The organism is Vibrio sp. ED004 (assembly GCF_023206395.1).
Taxonomy (GTDB): Bacteria; Pseudomonadota; Gammaproteobacteria; order Enterobacterales; family Vibrionaceae; genus Vibrio.
Genome location: NZ_CP066149.1, coordinates 1,629,670 through 1,647,144, shown reverse-complemented (window position 1 = coordinate 1,647,144; position 17,475 = coordinate 1,629,670). Strand labels below are relative to the sequence as shown.

The 17,475-nt window shown below is 46.2% G+C and carries 16 protein-coding genes; 5 read left to right on the top strand and 11 right to left on the bottom strand.

Annotated features, from left to right (window positions below; genetic code table 11):
• The first annotated feature begins 2 nt into the window (after positions 1 to 2).
• Together ITG10_RS07405 and thiH are read left to right on the top strand one after the other, a co-directional pair.
• The gene (locus ITG10_RS07405; RefSeq protein ID WP_017631668.1) at positions 3 to 767 is read left to right on the top strand and encodes a thiazole synthase; all 765 of its coding nucleotides are present in this window, start codon (positions 3 to 5) and stop codon (positions 765 to 767) included.
• Between the two features lie 7 nt (positions 768 to 774).
• Complete coding sequence (thiH, locus tag ITG10_RS07400) at positions 775 to 1,887, top strand: 2-iminoacetate synthase ThiH (protein WP_017631669.1); 1,113 nt, start codon at positions 775 to 777, stop codon at positions 1,885 to 1,887.
• Positions 1,888 to 2,187: 300 nt separating this feature from the next.
• Here the strand turns inward: thiH and ITG10_RS07395 are convergent, their stop codons facing one another.
• Together ITG10_RS07395 and ITG10_RS07390 are read right to left on the bottom strand one after the other, a co-directional pair.
• Positions 2,188 to 3,978 carry an aminopeptidase P family protein gene (locus ITG10_RS07395; RefSeq protein ID WP_017631670.1) on the bottom strand — a complete coding sequence of 597 codons (1,791 nt, stop codon included), beginning with the start codon at positions 3,976 to 3,978 and terminating at the stop codon, positions 2,188 to 2,190.
• Positions 3,979 to 4,100: 122 nt separating this feature from the next.
• Complete coding sequence (locus ITG10_RS07390; RefSeq protein WP_012605070.1) at positions 4,101 to 5,042, bottom strand: LysR family transcriptional regulator; 942 nt, start codon at positions 5,040 to 5,042, stop codon at positions 4,101 to 4,103.
• A 101-nt stretch (positions 5,043 to 5,143) separates the two neighbouring features.
• On the opposite strand from ITG10_RS07390, the gene ITG10_RS07385 reads away from it, so the two are divergent.
• Both ITG10_RS07385 and ITG10_RS07380 read left to right on the top strand, forming a co-directional pair.
• Positions 5,144 to 6,343 carry a multidrug effflux MFS transporter gene (locus ITG10_RS07385; protein ID WP_026084333.1) on the top strand — a complete coding sequence of 400 codons (1,200 nt, stop codon included), beginning with the start codon at positions 5,144 to 5,146 and terminating at the stop codon, positions 6,341 to 6,343.
• 102 nt (positions 6,344 to 6,445) lie between these two features.
• Positions 6,446 to 6,727, top strand: a complete 282-nt coding sequence (locus ITG10_RS07380) for a hypothetical protein (RefSeq protein ID WP_016787602.1) — start codon at positions 6,446 to 6,448, stop codon at positions 6,725 to 6,727.
• Positions 6,728 to 6,794: 67 nt separating this feature from the next.
• Here the strand turns inward: ITG10_RS07380 and ITG10_RS07375 are convergent, their stop codons facing one another.
• The 4 genes from ITG10_RS07375 to ITG10_RS07360 all read right to left on the bottom strand — a co-directional run bounded on the left by ITG10_RS07375 (position 6,795) and on the right by ITG10_RS07360 (position 9,204).
• The gene (locus ITG10_RS07375) at positions 6,795 to 7,253 is read right to left on the bottom strand and encodes a DoxX family protein (RefSeq protein ID WP_016787601.1); all 459 of its coding nucleotides are present in this window, start codon (positions 7,251 to 7,253) and stop codon (positions 6,795 to 6,797) included.
• Position 7,254: 1 nt separating this feature from the next.
• Positions 7,255 to 8,022, bottom strand: a complete 768-nt coding sequence (locus tag ITG10_RS07370) for a DNA-binding domain-containing protein (RefSeq protein WP_248386760.1) — start codon at positions 8,020 to 8,022, stop codon at positions 7,255 to 7,257.
• Positions 8,019 to 8,879 carry a DUF692 domain-containing protein gene (locus ITG10_RS07365; protein WP_017631672.1) on the bottom strand — a complete coding sequence of 287 codons (861 nt, stop codon included), beginning with the start codon at positions 8,877 to 8,879 and terminating at the stop codon, positions 8,019 to 8,021. The genes ITG10_RS07370 and ITG10_RS07365 overlap by 4 nt, the downstream gene beginning before the upstream one ends.
• A gap of 64 nt (positions 8,880 to 8,943) precedes the next feature.
• Positions 8,944 to 9,204, bottom strand: coding sequence for a DUF2282 domain-containing protein (locus ITG10_RS07360; RefSeq protein ID WP_004736650.1), 261 nt, complete (start codon positions 9,202 to 9,204; stop codon positions 8,944 to 8,946).
• Positions 9,205 to 9,468: 264 nt separating this feature from the next.
• Here ITG10_RS07360 and uvrD point away from each other — a divergent pair, with 264 nt between their 5' ends.
• A complete protein-coding gene (gene uvrD / locus ITG10_RS07355; protein WP_017631673.1) occupies positions 9,469 to 11,643 on the top strand; it encodes a DNA helicase II in 2,175 nt (724 codons plus the stop codon).
• Between the two features lie 120 nt (positions 11,644 to 11,763).
• Here the strand turns inward: uvrD and tpx are convergent, their stop codons facing one another.
• The 5 genes from tpx to rarD all read right to left on the bottom strand — a co-directional run bounded on the left by tpx (position 11,764) and on the right by rarD (position 17,436).
• Positions 11,764 to 12,261 carry a thiol peroxidase gene (gene tpx, locus ITG10_RS07350; RefSeq protein ID WP_017631674.1) on the bottom strand — a complete coding sequence of 166 codons (498 nt, stop codon included), beginning with the start codon at positions 12,259 to 12,261 and terminating at the stop codon, positions 11,764 to 11,766.
• 785 nt (positions 12,262 to 13,046) lie between these two features.
• On the bottom strand, positions 13,047 to 14,804 hold the full coding sequence (gene ggt / locus ITG10_RS07345) for a gamma-glutamyltransferase (protein ID WP_017631676.1): 1,758 nt from the start codon (positions 14,802 to 14,804) through the stop codon (positions 13,047 to 13,049).
• Positions 14,805 to 14,895: 91 nt separating this feature from the next.
• Positions 14,896 to 15,558: a LysE family translocator gene (locus ITG10_RS07340; RefSeq protein ID WP_017631677.1), complete on the bottom strand. Its 663-nt coding sequence runs from the start codon at positions 15,556 to 15,558 to the stop codon at positions 14,896 to 14,898.
• Positions 15,559 to 15,647: 89 nt separating this feature from the next.
• The gene (locus ITG10_RS07335) at positions 15,648 to 16,442 is read right to left on the bottom strand and encodes an AraC family transcriptional regulator (RefSeq protein ID WP_017631678.1); all 795 of its coding nucleotides are present in this window, start codon (positions 16,440 to 16,442) and stop codon (positions 15,648 to 15,650) included.
• 55 nt (positions 16,443 to 16,497) lie between these two features.
• Positions 16,498 to 17,436 carry an EamA family transporter RarD gene (gene rarD / locus ITG10_RS07330; protein ID WP_017631679.1) on the bottom strand — a complete coding sequence of 313 codons (939 nt, stop codon included), beginning with the start codon at positions 17,434 to 17,436 and terminating at the stop codon, positions 16,498 to 16,500.
• Between the last annotated feature and the right edge of the window lie 39 nt (positions 17,437 to 17,475).

The window sequence follows — 17,475 nt, the reverse complement described above, 5'->3', positions numbered from 1 at the left end:
CCATGTTAACCATCGCAGATAAAACGTTTCAATCACGTCTGTTCACTGGAACCGGCAAGTTCGCAAACAAACATTTGATGGCGAGTGCTATCGAAGCTTCCGGTTCTCAACTGGCAACCATGGCACTGAAGAGAGTTGATATTCGTTCTGAGCAAGATGATATTTTGCAGCCAATTATTGATGCTGGCGTAAATCTACTTCCGAATACCTCTGGTGCGAAGAACGCGAAGGATGCGATTTTTGCCGCACACTTGGCTCGCGAAGCACTAGGTACTAACTGGTTAAAACTTGAGATTCACCCAGATCCAAAGTACTTGATGCCAGACCCAATCGAGACACTTAACGCTGCTGAGCAGTTGGTGAAAGATGGCTTTGTTGTGTTGCCTTATTGCCACGCCGACCCTGTCTTGTGTAAGCGCTTAGAAGAGGTAGGTTGTGCTGTTGTGATGCCACTAGGTGCACCCATTGGTTCTAATAAGGGAATCGCGTCAGCCGACTTCTTAGAGATCATTATCGACCAAGCCAACGTTCCTGTGATTGTTGATGCCGGTATCGGAGCGCCATCACATGCTGCGCGTGCAATGGAAATGGGTGCTGACGCTGTGTTAGTGAATACTGCGATTGCAGCCTCACAACAGCCTGTTGAAATGGCGATTGCTTTTAAGTTGGCAGTTGAAGCGGGTCGTATGGCTTACCTTGCAGGACTAGCAGGTCAGGTATCTCATGCTGTTGCTTCCAGTCCGTTAACCTCATTCCTAGACGAGTAGTATTGCTATGACGTTTGTTGATCGATTTAAACAGCTCAACTGGGATGACATTGGTATGTCTATATTCAGTAAAACGGCGGCGGATGTTGAACGTGCTTTGAGTAAACCTAAGCGTGATTTAGAAGATTTTAAGGCTTTGATCTCTCCAGCGGCAGAGCCTTACTTAGAGCAGATGGCACAACAATCGTTGGCGCTAACGCGTAAGCGGTTCGGCAATACGATGTCGCTTTATATTCCTTTGTACCTATCGAACTTGTGCGCGAATGCGTGTACCTACTGTGGCTTCTCAATGGAGAACCGTATCAAGCGTCGTACATTAACTTTGGATGAAATTGATGCCGAGAGCGCGGCCATCAAAAAGATGAAATTCGATAGTGTATTGTTGGTGACCGGTGAGCACGAAACTAAGGTTGGGATGAAGTACTTCCGCGAGGTGTTACCGAATATCAAAGCGCAATTTAACTACCTTGCGATGGAAGTTCAGCCGCTTGATCAAGACGACTACGCGGAACTCAAAACCCTTGGCTTAGATGCTGTGATGGTTTACCAAGAAACATATAGCCCAAGTACTTACGCTGAGCACCACTTGCGTGGCAACAAAATGGATTTTGAATACCGGCTTGAAACGCCTGATCGTCTGGCAAAAGCGGGTATTGATAAGATAGGGATTGGTGCGTTGATTGGCTTGGAAGACTGGCGAACAGACTGTTTCTTCGTGGCCGCTCATTTGGATTACTTAGAGCGAACTTACTGGCAAACGCGTTACTCGATTTCGTTCCCACGCCTTCGTCCTTGTGAGGGTGGCTTGCAACCTAAGTCGATTATGAGTGATAAGCAGTTGGTGCAACTTATCTGTGCTTATCGACTATTAAACCCTGAGGTGGAGTTGTCGCTTTCGACTCGTGAGTCTGCAACGTTCCGTGATAACGTGTTGCCGTTAGGTATCACTAGCATGTCTGCTGCGTCAAAAACTCAACCGGGCGGTTATGCTTCGGGTGAGGAAGAGCTTGAGCAGTTTGAGATAAGTGATGAGAGAAGTGCAGCTGATGTTGAAACTATGATTCGTCAACGCGGCTTCGACCCGGTATGGCGAGATTGGCATAGCGCTTACTCAGGCTAACTAATACCAATCTAAATAAGTATCTGGACATTCTTGCTAGTTAAAATCGCTGATAGCATCGTTATAGATTTTGTAGGTAGGCCAACTAGCTAGCTGCAATCTATGCCCTGCTCTAAGCGATTTTTCCTACGCAATTATCTGATCACCTACTTATCCAGATTGGTATAACATCTTGGCTAATGTTCCACGTGAAACATCAGTGATGTGAAATCGACAAACAAAAACGGCTACCTGAGGGTAGCCGTTTGAATATCTAACTGAGCCAGCTAGTTTTGGTTCAGTTACCTGCTTAGCAAGGTATTAAGCGTGAGCAAGTGGTGTTGTTGATTGGCGTAGCCATTCCAACGTATCACCTTCAACTAATGGGCTAACATCGTTCCATACTTTTTGGTGGTAATCGTTCAGCCATGCAAGCTCAGGTCGTGTCAGTAGGTCGACGTTGATGTTGCGCTTATCGATAGGGCAACGTGTTAGCGATTCAAACGTCAATACTGAGAAGTCACCTTGAGTTGGCAGCTCAACAACCAATTCTAGGTTCTCGATACGAATACCAAACTCATCAGCACGGTAGTAGCCCGGCTCGTTTGATAACACCATGCCTTCAACAAGAGGTACGTCGATAAGCTTTTTAGAGATGCTTTGCGGACCTTCATGAACACTTAGGAAATGACCAACACCGTGACCTGTACCATGATCGTAATCGAAACCTTCTGCCCATAAGTGCTGACGCGCTAGGATATCAAGTTGGAAACCACGAGTACCTTGTGGGAAACGCGCACGTGCAATGCCGATGTGGCCTTTAAGCGCTAATGTGAACTGCTGAATCATTTCGTCGCTTGGTTGGCCAATCGCGATAGTACGAGTGATGTCGGTCGTACCATCTAAGTACTGACCGCCTGAATCGACTAGGTACAGAGTATTCAGTTCTAGCTGACCTGGTTCAGGTTGGTTCTCATGGTTGTAGTGACACATAGCTGCGTTGCCGCCTGCTGCTGAAATGGTGTCAAAACTTAGGTCCATCAGCGTTGGGTCTTGCTCGCGGAACGATTGTACTTTGTCAGCCAATACCGCTTCGTTGTGTAAGTTACCTTGCGCGACTTCAGCATCAATCCAAGACAAGAACTTTGCCATCGCAACACCATCACGAATGTGACACGCTTTCATGCCCGCAATTTCAGTTTCGTTCTTAGCTGCTTTTGGCATTAGGCATGGGTCGGCTGCTTCAATGACATGAGCGCCTGCGTTTTGTAGAACAAGCGTGTACCAAGCGTTGCTTGTGCCTGAATCAACTGACACATTCTTACCTTCTAAAGATTGAAGACGTGCTTCAAGCTCAGATGGGTGAGAAACACGAATACCATTACCAACGTGCGCTTCAAAGCCAGCAGGGATACGAGCTGGATCTAAGAAGAAATCGACACTTTCATCGGCGTGAATGATGGCATTAGACAATACAACCGGTAGGCGAGACACGTCTAAACCACGAACGTTGAGTAACCAGCAAATAGAGTCTAGTTCAGTAAGGATAGCGGCATCCGCACCTTTGGCTTTTAGTAAGCCTGCAATTTCAGCGCGTTTGCTTTCACTTGATTGACCAACGGCGTCGGTCGCCATTAGGCGAACATCAGATACAACAGGCTCAGGACGATCAGACCAAAGCTCATCAATCGGGTTTGCTGTTAATGTTGTGAGTTCGACTTTATCAGTGAGCTTTGCTTGTGCGCCTTTCAACCAAGCTGCTGTATGCATGCGTGGGTCGAATGCAACCTTGCTGCCTTGTGCTAGTGAATTGATGATCCAATCTAAAGCCGGCTCTTCAATAAGGTGGCGATACTCAAATAACTCTGCTGGTACCTGCTTACGAACCTGAACAGTATAGCGACCATCAACAAAAATAGCAGCGTTTTCACGAGTGATGACCGCTGCACCTGCAGAGCCAGTGAAACCAGTTAACCAGTGAAGTCGCTCGTTATGAGCTGGAACGTACTCGCCTAGGTACTCATCTTCGTGTGGGATGATAACGGCATCTAGTTGGTTTGCTTCAAGCCAAGCTCGAACCGCAGTAACGCGTTCCGCAGTGATATTGTGCATCTGTGTTTATCCTTATTGTTAGGGTCCTTGTTAACACTCACAGTAGATATACATGTGAGGGGACTTATTAGGTCAATAAGCTAGCGCTTTTGTTCGTTGGCTGCAAACGCTGTACGCCATTTTTATCTAAGGTGCAGAGTTTTTTCTTTGATGATATCTCGCAACCAAGTTAGCGCTGGGTCATTTTCTCTATCACGGTGCCAAAACAGAGTGTATGCCATCGGTGGAAATTCCATTGGTAGAGGGACAACGACTAAGTCGAGCTGCTTGGCAACAAGGTAGGTGAAGTGACTTGGTGCCGTAAACACAAAGTCAGTGTAAGTGCATAGGCTAGCCGCACTGTTGAAGTCGGGAACAGAAATAGCGATATCACGTTGGTGACCAAGGTCGGCAAGTTTGTAGTCGAGTAACCAACGATCGTTACCATCACATCTTACTTGTACATGACGCTGTGCGAGGTAGGTTTCCAGATCCCATTTGCCGCTCAGAGCAGGGTGGTTACGTCTTAGCACACACATTTGTGCATCGCGATAGATCTCTTGTTCGCAAATATCGTCTGGCGGCAACATGGTTAAACGCGCGTCGTTGATGTCGATATCCTTACCCGTGAGTCCGATATCCAGTTCACCAAGCTGCAATTTCTTAAAGGTTTGCTCCGTCCAAGCGTGAGTGTTGATATTCACCTTAGGGGCTTGTCGAAATATCGCCGGTAAGAAGTGGGGAAGAATAAGCGGGTAAACACTTTCAACTGCCGCAATGTGAAAACTGTGGTCACTGTTATTGGGAATGAACGTCTCTGGTTGGGTGAGCACATCAAGTTGGTTGATCAGCGTTTCTAATCGAGGTTTGAGAAAGACTGCCTTTGGTGTTGGTCTTAGGCCATGAGCACTTCGCGTGAAAAGGGGATCATTAAATTGCTCACGAAGTTTGGCTAATGACTTACTCACGGCTGACTGGCTTAGGCACAATCGATGTGCAGTGCGAGTAACACTCAGCTCTTCCATCAGTACTTGCAAGCAAACTAATAGATTGAGGTCGAGGCGTGATAGTTTCTCGATATTCATATGAGTTTCCTATTTGGAATAATGCTAATGAGTATATGCCATTTTTGTTCATATCTTTAGTTGGTTATTATGCACCTAAATTAACTCATCCGGAGAATCTTGTGCCTTCTAACGCGCTTCCAACCCCTAGTAAACTGCAGGTTGCTTTATTGGCAATGCTGGTTCTATTTAGCCCTTTGGCTATTGATATCTACCTACCAGCTCTGCCACAAATTTCGACAGCGTTTCACGTGGAACATGCACTAGCACAAGATACGATTACTTGGTTTTTATTTGCCATGGGTGTCGGGCAATTATTTGCAGGCCCTTTGGCTGATAAGCTAGGACGTCGAACCGTTGCATTGGGAGGTGTTAGTATCTATGCATTGAGTGCTTGCTTGGCGTGGGCAGCTCAATCGATTGATATGATGCTAATAGCTCGGCTGCTACAAGGCTTAGGAGCTTGTGCGACTTCTGTAGCAGCCTTTGCGACGGTTCGCGATCTATTTGGCCCTGAGAAGAGTGGCCGTATGATCAGTTACCTTAATGGTGCCATTTGCTTTATTCCTGCATTAGCACCGATTCTAGGTGCGTGGTTGACTCAACAGTTTGGCTGGCGCTCGAACTTCAGCTTCATGGCTGTGTTCGCTGTCGTGGTTGGCACAATTTTGTTTTTCCAAATGAAAGAGTCTAATCCAGCGACAGAAAAGGTCGCGGTGTTCAAACTTGAGCGTTACTGGTCGGTATTGAAAACACCATCATTCATCTTCCATGCGACATTGTGCTTGATGGCAATGGCAGTAATCCTGGCTTACGTTACCTCTGCACCTGTTGTGTTGATGGAAAACCTAGGTTTGACGATGAACGAATTTACCTTCTGGTTTGGTATTAACGCGGTTATCAACATCACGGCTGCATTCACTGCTCCGAAGTTCATGGACCGTTTTGGTACATATAAGGCGTTAGTTGTAGGTATCTCAACATTGGGTCTGGCTGGCGTCATTATGTTGGTACTTGCTGACTATGCTAGTGCGATCGCATTTATGCTACCAATCTTCTTGTCTTCAGTTGGTTTTGCTTGGATTCTTGGTGCTGCAGCCGGTAAGGCACTTGAACCTTTCGGTGACCGTGCGGGGACCGCAGCTGCGTTGCTTGGTTTGTTCCAAATGAGTGGCTCAGGTTTACTGGTTGGTACCATGCAGCGCCTTGATTTAACATCGCAAGTGATTATTGCGCTGCAAATGTTCCTTATTGTTCCTGCATTGTTAGTGCTTGCGAGCAAAGCAGGTAAGTCGTGGCACACGACGTTTGCTAAGGCATAAGTCTCAAGGGTGACAAAATATACAAATGGCGGTTTGCGAAACGTTAAAACATGGTATATTTGTCACTCATTGAAACGTTAGTCCCCAACGGAAAATACTGTAATGTCATTAACAACCTACGAAATGGCGCGCATCTTAGAACAAATGGAAGATGCACCTGAAAAGGTCATGTTTGGTAAATTGCTCAAAGAGCTAGGAAACCAAAGTGAAGAGCGTATTCGCAGTGCGGCAAAACAAGTTCCAATCGACACTTTGCGAGATATCATTTACCAATTTCAACGCGTGGTTGAATCTCGTAAAGGTGAACAAGTTCAGCTACTAGCAAAAGAGCTGGCAGAGCAAGGTATTTCAGCTGAGGAATTACAAGCTTTTCTGAGCAAGTAGTTTTTCACCAGTTAAAAAGAAACCACTCATTTGAGTGGTTTTTTGCGTTTTGGGTTTGCGATGAGGACTAGTTGCTAAATTGCTTCTTCAAGATTCTATCCAATGAGAATGGTCCTGCGCCCCATACAACGACGATAAGAATCATTAATCCCCAAAGCTGATGATCGTAGAAGCCTTGCGCCCACAATACAGGGTATGACACGACGGCCATGATATTGAAAACGAATAGTGCTGCAGCCATAGGTCGTGTTAATAAACCAAGTGCTAAGAATACTGGCAGAATCAATTCAGCGGCAGTACCCATATAGGCCGCTAACTCCCAAGGTAACAGTGGGACTTGGTATTCCAATTCAAACAAGTACAGAGTGCTATCCCAAGTTGCTATTTTAGTCAGCCCAGAATTAAAGAATACCCATGCCACCCAAAGGCGACAAAATAGTAGAAGCACTGGAACAAAAAGTGCCTGTGATTTCTCAATCAAATTGTCGTATTGAGCCATCATGTTCGTGACTGTGTTGTTATCCATATTATGTCTCCAATTCGGCATCGATTGAAAAACCTGATATGACGTTAAGCGCCATGACAGTATTCAGGTGTTGTAGTAGTGAAGGGGCAATCTCAGCGAGCGTTTGACCCGACTGCAATTCAGTTAATAGTTGGTGGCATTCTTCTGTCAAACAATGACTCTCAATCTGTGAATTCTCGGCGCGGATTAACACCCCAAATTCAGGTTGGTTGATGTCTAACCCGTCGAGTTGTTGCTGATAGATCGCTTGCTCAAGCGCGATCATCGTATAGCTAGAATTGACTAGCGTTATTGAACCTTTGAGATGAAAGACTAAAGCGCCTTGTTGCTCTTGTGGCACATCAGCTAAACAAGAAAGGGGACGTTGGTCGACATGTGATTCTGAAACACATCTCATCAAGCTATCTTTTTTCCATTCATACAAAGCCACTTCAGCGAGATAAGGTGCAGCCTCAATAACGGCAGGAAAAGCTTGGATAGTCTGTTCAAAGTGTTCCCCATAACCGCTGACATCACCAGAAGTCGATGGATAACTTAAGACATGTTGACGAGCCATCTGTTGGAAGCACTCTTCACCAACCAGTATTTCAGTGAGTGGGTAGGTAGCTGCCAGTACTTCGCTCAAGCTGATCACAAAGTTATTACGGTAAATCTGGATTCGCTGTTCATCGGTAAAATGGTTGCTCACTATGTCGCAGTGCTCACCATTGTTTTGATAGCGTAACGCGTTCGCAAACTCTGATTGAACATCAGCTAGGGAGTGGCTCATGATGCGCGACTCCTTTGGTTGAATTTGTCGTGTTGATACAAAATGTCGCTGGCTTTGGTTGCTTCAGCCAATAAAACTTGTGGCTCTGGAATATCGAGATCCCACTCAATCAAGGTATGGCGCAAACCATGTTTTGCTATCCAGTCAGTGTAGAGTTGCCACACTTCGTCACAGACAGGTTTACTGTGGGTGTCTATCCAGATCTCACCTTGTTCGAGTTTCTTTTTGGTGAAACCTGCCAAGTGAATCTCTTCCACTTTGTCTGCAGGAATTCCGCTTAAGTACTCTTCACAACTGAAACCATGATTAAAAGATGAGACAAAAATATTATTGAAATCGAGTAAGAGGCGACATTCGGTGCGCTTCTGTACCTCGACTAAAAACTCCCATTCAGGGATCGTTGAATGCTTGAAGGCAAGGTAACTCGATGGGTTCTCAATCAGCATAGGACGTTGCAGGCTGTCTTGGACCTCGATGACATTGCGACAGAAAACTTCTAACGCTTCTTCGGTATAAGGCAGCGGTAGCAAGTCATTGAAGTAATGCCCGCCAGTCTGACTCCAGCTGAGGTGGTCAGAAACCAAGAACGGCTCGATATCATCAATGAGGTCTTTTAACTGCACCAGATGGTGTTGATTGATGCGCTCAACAGAACCGAGAGACAAACCCACACCGTGGCAACTGATGTTGTGGGTGTTACGAATTTCTCTGAGTTGTTGACGTTGCGGTGATTGAGCTAAAAAGTAGTTCTCGCTGTGCACCTCTAACCAACTCACTAAAGCTGGGTTTTGGCTAAAGAAGTCCAAGTGCGGTGTTCTAAGGCCAACCCCTGTATTGGGGTGAAGAGTTTGAGTCACAACGATTCTCCTAATGGAAAGTGGAGGTGAGCTGAATGTCAGCTCACCATACTAAGCAGCTCAATTATGATGATTGAGTGTTACCACCTGATAATTTGCCACACAGTCCTTTAGGAACGACCACGAATGCATCGGATTGGTTGTCTTCTTTGGCTGTACCCGCACATGAACTTGTTTTGGTTGCACAATCATTTTGGCCAGCTTTTGCAACGCCGTAGCATTTCTCTTTTGCTGCTGCTTCCGCAGGTGCTGATGTAAGAACTGCACCGCCGAACGCTAGTACACTTGTGATTGCAGCTGTAACAGCAAGATTAGAATTTTTCATAGTCATTCCCTCTAGGACTTAATAGTATTTTTACATCGCAGGTTAATGAATTGTTAACTTGCTTACTAAAAAGGATAGGAAGAACTAGGAAATAATTTCATGGCATTATAAAAAATATCAATATTAATGATAATTCATCGATTAAGTTGCTGATTTTATGATGTTAATTTTTGATTGTTTTTTCTTCTGATTATCCTAAACGCAGCCTAGTGTTTAGGTTATAATCAACTTTTATGTATAAATACCCAGTAGTGAGCATATCCAATGATAGATCCTTCGCTTTTACTCGATGGCCTAAACGACAAACAACGTGAGGCGGTCGCGGCACCTTTAGAAAACCTACTTATTCTGGCAGGTGCTGGTAGTGGTAAAACGCGAGTGTTGGTGCATCGTATCGCTTGGCTGCAAAGCGTAGAGCAAGCATCACCGTTCTCTATTATGTCAGTTACCTTCACCAACAAAGCGGCAGCAGAGATGCGTGGCCGTATTGAAGAGTTGATGATGGGTAGCTCGTCGGGCATGTGGAACGGTACCTTCCACGGCATTTGTCACCGTATCCTTCGCGCTCACTACCTAGATGCAAAACTGCCAGAAGATTTCCAGATCATCGATTCAGATGATCAGATTCGTTTGCTGCGTCGCTTAATCAAAGCGCAAAACCTCGATGAAAAACAGTGGCCTGCAAAGCAAGCTTCTTGGTGGATCAACGGCAAGAAAGATGAAGGTCTGCGCCCAAGTCACATTGACGCCTACCATGATCCAGTCACTCAAACATGGCTAAAGATCTACTCTGCTTACCAAGAGGCATGTGACCGTGCTGGCTTGGTCGATTTTGCGGAGATCTTGCTAAGAGCACACGAACTTCTGCGTAATAAGAAACATATCCGAGAGCACTACCAAGCTCGCTTCAAGCACATTCTTGTCGACGAATTCCAAGATACCAACAACATCCAATACGCTTGGCTACGCATGATGGCAGGCCCTGATTGTCGTGTGATGATCGTGGGTGATGATGACCAATCTATCTATGGTTGGCGTGGTGCTAAGATCGAAAATATTCAGAAGTTCTTGGATGAATTCCCAGGCGCTTCAACGGTTCGACTCGAACAAAACTACCGTTCAACCAAAACCATTCTGCAGGCGTCGAACGAGCTTATCTCGAACAACACCGAGCGTATGGGTAAAGAGTTGTGGACCGACGGCAACGATGGCGAACCAATCTCAGTGTACTCGGCTTATAACGAGCTCGATGAAGCACGTTTCACGGTTAGCAAAATCAAAGAGTGGCAGGAGAAAGGCGGCGCGCTAGAAGATACCGCAATGCTTTATCGTAATAACGCCCAGTCTCGTGTTCTTGAAGAAGCCTTGATTCAAGGTGGTCTGCCTTACCGAATCTACGGCGGCATGCGATTCTTCGAGCGTCAGGAAATCCGAGATGCTTTGAGCTACATGCGCTTAATGGGTAACCGCAACGATGATGCTGCTTTTGAACGTGTGGTAAACACACCAACGCGTGGTTTGGGTGATAAAACCCTAGAGACGATTCGTTTCGCAGCGCGTGACCGTGGTGCAACGATGTGGCAAGCAAGTCTTGCTTTGATAGAAGAACAAGTGCTGCCAGGTCGTGCGGCTGGTGCCTTAAGCCGTTTTATCGAGCTAATTAATGCGCTTGAAGACGACACGCTAGAGCTTAGCCTACATGAACAAACTGACCACGTGATCAAATCGTCGGGTCTGTTTGCGATGTACGAGCAAGAGAAGGGTGAGAAGTCGAAGGCACGTATCGAGAACTTGGAAGAATTGGTAACGGCAACGCGCCAGTTTGAAAAGCCGGAAGAAGCGGATGAGATGAGCATGCTGACGGCGTTCTTAACTCACGCGGCTTTGGAAGCGGGTGAAGGTCAGGCCGGTGAGTTTGATGATGCGGTTCAGTTGATGACATTGCACAGTGCTAAAGGTCTAGAGTTTCCAATGGTATTCATGGTGGGTGTCGAAGAAGGCATGTTCCCAAGCCAGATGTCTGCCGAAGAAGCGGGGCGTTTAGAAGAAGAGCGTCGCTTGTGTTACGTAGGTATGACTCGTGCGATGGAGAAGCTTTACATCACGTATGCTGAGATGCGTCGTTTGTACGGTCAGGACAAGTACCACAAACCATCACGTTTTATTCGTGAGCTACCAGAGACCTGTCTAGATGAAGTACGTATGAAAGCGCAAGTCAGCCGTCCTGCAAGCAGTGGTCGCTTTAGCCAAACCGCTGTGAAAGAGAACTTCAATGAAACAGGCTTTAGCTTGGGCTCTCGCGTTAAGCACCCTAAGTTTGGTGAAGGCACTATCATTAACTTCGAAGGAAGCGGTCCACAGAGCCGAGTGCAAGTGGCGTTTAACGGTGAAGGGATTAAGTGGTTAGTAACGGCTTACGCGCGTTTAGAGCAGCTTTAATCTATTACTTCTGCATCTAATAACCGTTGATTATTGAAAACAAAAAGAGCAGCCAATGGCTGCTCTTTTTATTGCGTAGCGCTTTAAGCGATCACAATACATGACTGACTAGAAAGGATCTTACAGTGCTGCAAGTGCCGCTTCGTAGTTTGGTTCTTCAGTGATCTCTGCAACCAACTCGCTGTGTGTTACCACACCTTTTTCATCAACAACGACAACTGCACGTGTTGTTAGGCTTGCTAGTGGACCTTCAGCAATCGCTACGCCGTAGTCTGATGCGAATGTAGGAGAACGGAAAGTCGAAGCGTGTTGAACGCCTTCAATGCCTTCTAGTTCGCAGAAGCGACCTGCAGCAAATGGTAGGTCAGCAGAAATACAAACAACAACCGTGTTCTCAAGCTCTGCCGCTTTTGCGTTGAACGTACGTACGCTCGTTGCACAAGTTGCTGTGTCGATGCTTGGGAAGATGTTTAGAACCACTTTCTTGCCAGTAAGAGAAGCAAGAGTCAGTTCAGAAAGATCGCCTGCAGTCAGTGCAAAGCTTGGTGCCAGTTCGCCAGTTTGTGGGAATGTGCCAGTTAGCGGTACAGCAGCGCCTTTGAAGGTAACGTGTGACATGAATTTGTCCTTAGTTTAATTATGGTTATGAAACTAGTTGAGCCTAGTAAGACTTACGTTACTCGGAAGTGATTAAGAAGTGAATGATTTAAATGTCAGAATTGTAATCAAAGGTCGTTGATTTATTTGTTTTAAGGGAAGAAAAGGTGAGGCGACAGATAAAGAAAAACCCCGAGAGCTTGCGCTCATCGGGGTCTATAGTCTTACTCGCAGCAATCCGGCTACTAAGTGTGCTCCATGCATCAAATCCATGATAGTGTGCTGTTATCCTTCAGCGTATTCCTTTCGTCGCCTTCCTAGCGGTGTCCTTGATCTTATCCTGATCTGCCAACAATCCTCGTTAGTGCGCGTCACTTGTTCCTTGAGCGGTGTCCTTTACATCATCCTGATGTTCAGTCCTTTCCTCGTCCAGAGGTGTCCATTGTCTTTCCTTAGTAGCAACCATCCTAGTTACTATTGCGTCCATTCAATGTCCATTTCGCTATCCATGCCGATTATTCATCCTGAGTAATCGAATCTTCATCCTGAAGATAACCAAGTCCTTGGCGTTTCCTGTTCCGTGTCAGCATCCTTCCGACACCATTCATATTACCGATTCCTTATTTATCAGCAATGGTGCATAAGCGAATTTCTATATAATTATTTGAATGATAAATGTACGTATTGTTTAATTTCAATTGGTTACAATATGTAGGTGCTTAATTTCGCAGTTAAATATCGATATTTACTCACTGCCTTGTGAGAGATCTCGCACAAGACAGGGAGTAAAAAGGGAGTATTTTCCCTTATTGGCCGATAGCGGCACCTTCACGACGAGGGTCTGCAGCACCTTCTAGACCATCTTTTGTGATGCGAATAGCGTGCAAACCCGAGTTAAGATCGCGAACGTTGACCTCAAATCCCATCTTTTCTAGCTCAGGTTTGAAGTTTTCCGCCGATGTTCCTTTTTCCAAATCTAAGGTTCCGAAACGGTTTAGGAAGTGTGGTTGGTTGATCGCTTGTTGGATATCCATGTCCCATTGGGTGTGGGCAATAATGGCTTGTGCCACATAACCTATGATACGACTGCCGCCCGGAGAACCGATCGCCATGTAAGGTTTGTCGTCTTGCATGATGATGGTCGGTGCCATTGAAGAACGTGGGCGTTTACCCGGTTCAAGTCGGTTCGCGATAGGCTTGCCATCGTTATGAGTCTTGAATGAGAAGTCGGTCAGTTCGTTGTTGAGCAGGAAGCCTCTCACCATCAGGCGTGAGCCAAATGCGTTCTCAATGGTGGTGGTCATCGATACGACATTGCCATCGCTGTCGACAATATTGAAGTGGCTGGTGGACGGCAGTTCAATAGACACATCTTGGCTTCGTAACATGGCATGATCCCACGGTGGGGTACCTGATGGCGCACTCTCTAATGCCTTTCCAGCAGTAATTAGCTGGGCACGTTCCTGCAAATAGTCAGTATTCACTAACCCTTGGGTTGGCATTGGCACGTAATCTTGGTCGGCCATGTACATACCACGGTCTGCAAAGGCTAAACGAGAAGCGTCCGCTAACACTTGCCAAGATTTTGCGTCGTTTGGTCCCCATGATTTCAGATCAAACTGCTCGGTCATCGCTAAGATCTGCCCAACCGTTAATGCGCCTGAACTAGGTGGTCCCATTCCACAGATATCGTAGCTCTCATAAGCGGAACAAACCGGTTCACGTTGCTTAATTGAATACGCATCGAAGTCTTTCTGCGCTAATACGCCCGGGTTACCTTTGGCGGTTTGTACCGTGTTGATGATGTCGGCAGAAATCTCGCCTTGATAGAAAGCCTTAGCACCATTCTTCGAGATAGCGTTTAGCGTTGCCGCGTATTCTGGGTTCTTAAGTAGCGTACCTGCGGTTTTCGGGCTGCCATCGGCATTGAAGAAATAGGCCTTGGTGGTGACAAAGCGGCTTAGTCGCTCTTGGTCATTTTCAATCAAGGTCGCTAAACGTGGGCTGATGGTAAAACCTTTTTCAGCCAGTTGAGCGATAGGTTTGATCAGCGATGCCCACTCTAACTTGCCGTATTTTTGGTGAGTGTCCCACAGCAGTTGGACTGTGCCCGGTGTCGCCACTGAGCGACCACCAACCACAGCATCGTAAAACTTAAGTGGTTGGCCGTTTTCGTCTTGGAATAGACGTGGTGTTGCATCAAGTGGTGCGGTTTCACGACCATCGTAGGTTTTGAGTTGTTTGTCCTTGCCATCAAAGTAAACAAGGAACGCGCCACCGCCAATACCTGACGATTGTGGCTCCACTAAGCCAAGCATCAGTTGCACGGCAACCATGGCATCAATGGCATTACCACCACGAGCAAGTACATCAGCGCCCGCTTGGGTTGCCAGTGGGTTGGCCGCAGTGACCATCCAATCGTTGGCTTTAACGAGTTGTTTGGTTTCTAAACCACTACTTTGTTCTGGAGCGACGGAATCGGCAGCTTGATTTGCCCAACTGACGTGAGAGGCAAAAAGTAGGGTAGAAGTGGCAAGGGTTGTTAGTTTTGTTTTCCACTGCATGATCTTCTCCTTTTAATATGCAGAGCTAGATTGGCAGTGGAAAGATAAGATAGCCAGTGCGTTGTTAACGAATTGTAATCTTGATTCGAATTTAAGCGATTAAACCAGACAGCGACTGCCAAAGAATACTCAGGCCAATAATGCTGAATAGTACGCCACACAGGCCATCAATGTAGACTGTTGCTTCGCTAAGCTTCTTCTGTAGGGTTTTAGTCGAAAGCATCCACGCCAATAGCGAGAACCAGAATAGCGAAAGGCCGAATAGGATGATCAAAGCAAGGCCTTTGCCTGACAGCGACATGTCTGCAGGAACTAAGCTCGACATCAAACTGATGAAAAACACTAAGGCTTTTGGGTTCAAGATGTTAGTCGCAAACCCTTTCGAAAAAGCCTGACGTTTATTGGTGAGAATCAGATCCTTTGAATCGACAGGATTGGTCTCATCTTCGTGATGAGTAATGATCTGCCAAGTTGCCTTTAGTGCACCAACACCGAGATACAACAAGTAGCTACCGCCAGCTAACTGTATGGTGGCGAAAAGAGTTGGGTGCTGATGAACCAGATAACTGATACCCGTCAGGCTCAACAATGAATGCAGCAAGATCCCGCAAGATAATCCCAGAGCAATGTATAAGCCAGTTTGTCGTCCGTGGCGTGTTGCGTTTTGTACCACAAGGGCAAAGTCAGGGCCTGGGCTCATCAGGGCAATAAAGTGGATAGAGGCGAGGGTGACTAATATGGTGACTTCATTCATATCTGTTCCAATAACTGGGTTGTTCTGTTGAGAGTTGTTGAGCGCAGCTTACCGTGATTTCGAATCTCTCAATTGTAAATTATCAACACTTAGTTAATTTTCGACGGGGAAACACCAAATGCGGTCTTAAATGCCTTTGAGAAATGGGCTTGATCGTAAAAACCGACTTGATGAGCGACCTCGGTTCCGCCAACACCTGACTTAATTAGTCGCATGCCTTGTTCCATACGTAAACGGCTTAGCCAAGCATAAGGGGTAATGCCCATTTTGTTCTTAAAGTGGCGTTGAAACTGTGTGGTGGTGAGATCGCACAGTTCAGACAGCTGCTCTAGGCGTACTGGTTGGTCGAGGTTTGCCATTAAATAGTCTTTTAGTGTGTTAACCGATTGAGTACCAAGTTGCACCTGAGTTTTCGACCCAAACTGCGCGTAACGATCAACTATTGTCGAAAAACCTTCGAACGGTAGGCAGTCTTGAGCGAGTTGACTGATGTTTGGATTGATAAGTAGCCCATGAAGGTTACACAATTGTAAAAAAGTCGCTTGATCGGAGAGGATCAACTCCGAAAAGCTTAAAGTGTGACCATTTTCTCTGTGATCGGCAAGATCGCCCAGCCATTGCGGCGAGACAGCAAATACACTCACTTGGTAGCCAGATTCTAGCTTTGAATGGCCATCGTGCAGCTCATCCGGTGGCATCATCACCACTTGTCCTGCGCCTGCGTGGTAGCTTGTCCCTTTATAGACAAACTTTTGCTGACCCTGAGTGATTAGGCCGATATGAAAGTCCAAATGATAGTGGCGCTGAAAGGCAAACTCTTGGTATTGAGCTTGGATCAGGCTGATATCTTGGCTAGGTGTCGAGTAATAGTGGACTTTATCCATGGCATAAAAAAGCTTGGTTAAATTATCATCAATTCAACCAAGCTTATCTCTGTATTTATAGATTGTCTTGTAAAAAACGATCAGTGCTACTGTTTCGCGCGCTTGTTCTTTTTGCGTGGCGCAGACCATCAAAGCTAAAGATAACCAGTGCGCCCCAGATGAAGGCGAAGGTGATCGCTTTGTCACTGGTAAAGGCTTCACCATAGATAAGAACCGCCAACAAGAACATCAGGCTAGGGCCTATATACTGGAAGAAGCCGAGTGTCGATAGCTTCAAGCGGGTTGCTGCACCAGTAAAACAAAGCAACGGAACCGTGGTGATAACACCTGCTGCAATTAGTAATAGATTGAGTTGCATCGGGTTCATCGAAAAATCTGAGGTTGGACTGTCTGCGATAAACAACAAGTATGTTGCGGCGATAGGCAGCATCACTAATGTTTCAATGAACAAGCCAGTTTGCGCTTCTAAGCTAACTTTTTTACGCAATAGGCCATAGAAACCGAAGCTGAAGGCTAGGGCAATGGCAACGACTGGCACTGAGCCAAACGCGATCAATTGAATGATCACGCCAATTGCAGCAAGGGCGACCGCAAACCATTGAAGCTTGCGTAAGCGTTCGCCAAGGAAGAACATCCCGAGCAACACGTTAATCAGTGGGTTGATGTAATACCCCAAACTGGCATCAAGCATGTGATTGGAGTTTACCGCCCAGATAAAGATCAGCCAGTTAGCCCCCACTAAGATAGAGGTCGCCACCAAATAGAGCATTTTTGGCTTTGAGGTGAGGGTGTCGCGCACTTTGCGCCAACTGCGGCTAACGTGTAGTAAAAAAGCGAGTAGGAAAAAAGACCATACTACACGGTGGCTGAGAATCTCAAATGGGGAAACTTCACTTAAAGATTTGAAATATATAGGGGCGATACCCCACATTGTGTAGGCACCAACTGCAAGCAAAATTCCTTGGCGCGTACGTTGTTGTTCTTCTTGTGTCATGCATCTTTCTCTAGCACTGAGTGCTTATTAATAAGATTT

Bases quoted from the DNA above. Each gene is read 5' to 3' on its own strand.
- thiH (WP_017631669.1), top strand. From the start codon at position 775: ATGACGTTTGTTGATCGATTTAAACAGCTCAACTGGGATGACATTGGT.
- ITG10_RS07360 (WP_004736650.1), bottom strand. From the start codon at position 9,204: ATGAAAAATTCTAATCTTGCTGTTACAGCTGCAATCACAAGTGTACTA.
- ggt (WP_017631676.1), bottom strand. From the start codon at position 14,804: ATGCAGTGGAAAACAAAACTAACAACCCTTGCCACTTCTACCCTACTT.
- ITG10_RS07375 (WP_016787601.1), bottom strand. From the start codon at position 7,253: ATGGATAACAACACAGTCACGAACATGATGGCTCAATACGACAATTTG.
- tpx (WP_017631674.1), bottom strand. From the start codon at position 12,261: ATGTCACACGTTACCTTCAAAGGCGCTGCTGTACCGCTAACTGGCACA.
- uvrD (WP_017631673.1), top strand. From the start codon at position 9,469: ATGATAGATCCTTCGCTTTTACTCGATGGCCTAAACGACAAACAACGT.
- rarD (WP_017631679.1), bottom strand. From the start codon at position 17,436: ATGACACAAGAAGAACAACAACGTACGCGCCAAGGAATTTTGCTTGCA.
- ITG10_RS07335 (WP_017631678.1), bottom strand. From the start codon at position 16,442: ATGGATAAAGTCCACTATTACTCGACACCTAGCCAAGATATCAGCCTG.
- ITG10_RS07390 (WP_012605070.1), bottom strand. From the start codon at position 5,042: ATGAATATCGAGAAACTATCACGCCTCGACCTCAATCTATTAGTTTGC.
- ITG10_RS07340 (WP_017631677.1), bottom strand. From the start codon at position 15,558: ATGAATGAAGTCACCATATTAGTCACCCTCGCCTCTATCCACTTTATT.
- ITG10_RS07395 (WP_017631670.1), bottom strand. From the start codon at position 3,978: ATGCACAATATCACTGCGGAACGCGTTACTGCGGTTCGAGCTTGGCTT.
- ITG10_RS07380 (WP_016787602.1), top strand. From the start codon at position 6,446: ATGTCATTAACAACCTACGAAATGGCGCGCATCTTAGAACAAATGGAA.
- ITG10_RS07405 (WP_017631668.1), top strand. From the start codon at position 3: ATGTTAACCATCGCAGATAAAACGTTTCAATCACGTCTGTTCACTGGA.
- ITG10_RS07370 (WP_248386760.1), bottom strand. From the start codon at position 8,022: ATGAGCCACTCCCTAGCTGATGTTCAATCAGAGTTTGCGAACGCGTTA.